The 2,728-nt window shown below is 71.0% G+C and carries 4 protein-coding genes; 2 read left to right on the top strand and 2 right to left on the bottom strand.

Features of this window, described 5'->3' with window-relative positions:
• Window positions 1-151: 151 nt before the first annotated feature.
• Together ACZ6D7_RS47450 and ACZ6D7_RS47445 are read right to left on the bottom strand one after the other, a co-directional pair.
• A complete protein-coding gene (locus ACZ6D7_RS47450; protein WP_469505146.1) occupies window positions 152-394 on the bottom strand; it encodes a hypothetical protein in 243 nt (80 codons plus the stop codon).
• A 947-nt stretch (window positions 395-1,341) separates the two neighbouring features.
• Window positions 1,342-1,737 carry a hypothetical protein gene (locus ACZ6D7_RS47445; RefSeq protein ID WP_469505144.1) on the bottom strand — a complete coding sequence of 132 codons (396 nt, stop codon included), beginning with the start codon at window positions 1,735-1,737 and terminating at the stop codon, window positions 1,342-1,344.
• Between ACZ6D7_RS47445 and ACZ6D7_RS47440 the strand changes: the two genes are divergently transcribed.
• Both ACZ6D7_RS47440 and ACZ6D7_RS47435 read left to right on the top strand, forming a co-directional pair.
• Window positions 1,720-2,085 carry a hypothetical protein gene (locus tag ACZ6D7_RS47440; RefSeq protein ID WP_469505142.1) on the top strand — a complete coding sequence of 122 codons (366 nt, stop codon included), beginning with the start codon at window positions 1,720-1,722 and terminating at the stop codon, window positions 2,083-2,085. The genes ACZ6D7_RS47445 and ACZ6D7_RS47440 overlap by 18 nt on opposite strands.
• 439 nt (window positions 2,086-2,524) lie before the next feature.
• The coding region (locus ACZ6D7_RS47435; protein WP_469505140.1) for a hypothetical protein at window positions 2,525-2,728 on the top strand (204 nt) is incomplete at its 3' end.

Raw genomic sequence — 2,728 nt, 5'->3', positions numbered from 1 at the left:
CCCTTTTGCTAGTTGTGGTCGTATTCGGGGCGCGGGCCGTCCGTGTGAGCTGGCTCTCAATGCGCAGGTCAGGGCGGGTTATGGCATGGGCATGGTGTCCGAAATGCGCCACTAGGGAAGGTAGTAGGTGATGTGGGTCATGTGGGGTGCTTCACCGGTCAGGCCCGTCCCAGTCGTCCCCGCACCCGCGGGGACGGGACGGGCCCTGGCTCGTGGAGAAGTTCCCGTCGCTGTACGGACCGCTCCCCGCGCCGGCGGGGATGCCGCCGGCCTTGTTGTCGGAGCCCTTGATGAACTCCTCGGCGGACAGCTTCACCGACTTCCCACGGCCGGGGCGGGCGGCGAGGACGTCAGCCGGTAGCCTCCGCAGCGCCCGGCTCTGCCGCGTCCCCAAGGAGTGAAGCCCCCGGGGGAGGGGCCGCAAGCACAAGTTCGGAGGCGGCAGCGCCCGCGTGCTGCCGGTCAAGTAGCTCATGCCGATGCCAAGGAGCATCAGGCGGGCGGTGGTGGCGATGCCGTGCGTGCCGCTGCCCGAGACAGTTGTGCGCCCACAGCGCGGCCCTGTGATGCAGCCCGCCACGCTCTGCCGAGTGGCCGTGGAGGCTGTGTGCGTTTCAGTTGCTGGGGTGGTGCATCGGCGTGACGACATGGGGGGTGTGGTCCCGGCTGTCCTTTTGTGGCTTGGGTGGCAGTTTGGCGGGGTGGCGGGACATGGCGCTTTGGTGAGGGGCGGCGCTTGTGCATATGCAGGGGTGGCCCGAGCGGCAGACTGCGGGTGCTGCTCGGCCGGGCAGCACGCTCAGCACCGCCTGCGGGGGCCGGGCGCAGGCTTGTCCTCGTGCGATGGGTGCGCGGGTTATCCGGCCGGGCGGGTGTGATGTTGCCCGACCACCAGTGACAAGGAGTGCAGCGCACGCCGCTGACGTGTGCTGAAAGCAGGATGCCTCTCTCTTCTTCATGATGTCGGTGCCCAGTACTTAGGGTGGCTGCTGGGCGCGCTCACGATGTGCGCGGCGGCTGCCGTGCGGGCTGCCTGGCGCCGCAGGACTGCGTGTGCTCGGCTGCCGGAGCCGTCCACCGTCGCTCACGGTGCCGTGCGTGACCCGCACGGCCAGGGCGGCGGCGGAGCCTCGGTGCCCCATCGGTGCAAAGTGTCGTCCGACGGACGACAGCAGGAGTCGTCATGAGGACGACGACCGATCCCGACGCGGCCTCGAGCGCCGCGAGGCGGCACAACCGTGCCCGTGCCTGGGCCCGGTTGACCGAACGGGTCACCGGTGCCGGCCGGCTCCCGCGCTTCGACGCGGACTCGCCGGGCCGTCTGATGGACATCGCCCGCGCCTACGACCGCATCTGCAAGCGGGCCGAAGGCCTGCTGCAGCCCGACGCCACCGAGGCCGAAGTCCTGGCCGCACTGCTGGCCATCCGCATGCTGCGGGAAAAACTTGACCACGACGAGCTGAAACTCACCACGCTCGCCCGCACCAAGAAGATCACCTGGGCGCGTATCGCGAATGGCAGGAACTCAGCGGCCGCCAGGCCGCCGAACGCCGGCACCTGCAGCTCCAGCGCGTCCACACCCGCCCCGACGGCACCGCCCCCCGCACCCAGAACGAACGCGTCGAGTACGCCCGCGAGCTGCGCAGCCGCCGCGCCGAACGCCAGTGGGCCCTCGACCACGCGGCACGCATCCGCAGCATCGCCGCCCGACTGGCCGGTGTGGAAGACCTCCAGCAACGCGTCGACGCCTCCCACGAAGCCCGCATCCTCACCGCCCTGGACCGCTCCCAGCACAAAAGCGACGGCCCAGGACCGCCCCAGCTCGTGTGGCCGAGAGCACTGCGCGAGTGCCTCGCGGACGACGAACGGCTGCGCAGTATCCCGCTGCCCGCCGACACGGGCGGCCTGGACACCCCGGCCTTCCAGCGCCGCCAGCAGGAAGCCGACCTGGTGCACCGCCTCCTCGGCCTGATCAGCTATGCCACCAACCCCCGCAACATCGACCTGACCGACCGGCCGGCCCTCGCCGACGCAATTGAACGCCTGCACCACGAGGCCCAGCAGTCAGCCAAGACCCGCTGCTAGAACGCCCGAGAAGGCACGCCGGGCCGGCCCTCCGTCCCCTCGTTCACGGCGTGCAGGCCCCCAGGAGGTCTTCGCCGTGTCCGAGGAAGGCGAAGCCCGCTTGCGCAGTCACGTGTGATCGCACAGGAGTTGTCCCTGCCAGCGGCTGAAGCGGGGGCTCCCACGGGCGAGGCGGTGGGGCATCATAGGGCGGACTGCGCCGGCTCAGCGGGTGGCTCCAGCCGTCCGAGACGGCGGCCTGGGGGCGTCCGCCGCCGGAGCACTCCCGCGTGGCAGGGACCACCATGCGGAGCGTCCAGTGGTGCGGGTCGCCCCCGGAAGTTCCTGTGGCGGCGGGGACCACTCGCGGTGCCCCTCCCGCTGGTCCGCAGCAGCCGGAACACCCCCGCGTCCGCGGGAGTGAACCGTGCCTCGAGGCCGCAGGGATCGGCATCGCCGCATGAGCGCACTCGTCGCGGGTGAGCGGCGCTGCCGGCCGGGTCTTGCATACAGCGTCCCGGTTTCGTCCGCACCCGAGGTCGGGCAGGTGTGTGAAGACGGTTCCCCGCTCGGCGTGTACGGCCCTGAAGGTCATGCTGGCTCCCTGCTGGTCGGCGAGGAGGTCAGTGGGGCGCGGGGCGCTGACATCGCATCAGGCGGCATG

This window comes from Streptomyces sp. NPDC041784 (genome assembly GCF_055591025.1).
The sequence above is the reverse complement of the archived record's forward strand: the minus strand, read 5'-3'. Positions and strand labels throughout refer to the sequence as shown.